Annotated in this window: 1 protein-coding gene; it reads right to left on the reverse strand. The window is 63.0% G+C overall.

The window, feature by feature from the left end; translation table 11 throughout:
- A partial coding sequence (locus ACLEJW_RS23280; RefSeq protein WP_440778338.1) for an immunoglobulin-like domain-containing protein occupies positions 1-289 on the reverse strand: 289 nt, incomplete at both ends.

The raw sequence follows: 289 nt of genomic DNA on the forward strand, positions 1-289 counted from the left end.
AGACTGCCAGTCACCGGCGCGCCGACGCTGGCGGTGTAGACGATGGTGCCGCCCTCGGCCACGGATGGCGTAGCGGTCAGGGTGACCGTTGTCGTGTCTGTTACATCGGTAACGGCAGTGCTGACGGGATCCGTATTGGCGACAAGACTCTCAAAGTTACCGCCACTGGCGCTGGTGATGCTGTTGGTGACCGCCTCATGTCCCTGATAGACGTCGTTGCTCACGGCGCCGGTTGCAGTGCCGGAGCTCTGGCCAACCGGGATCGTGATGGTTTGGCCGTTGGCCAGGA

The organism is Pseudomonas sp. SMSB3 (assembly GCF_052041965.1).
Taxonomy (GTDB): Bacteria; Pseudomonadota; Gammaproteobacteria; order Pseudomonadales; family Pseudomonadaceae; genus Aquipseudomonas.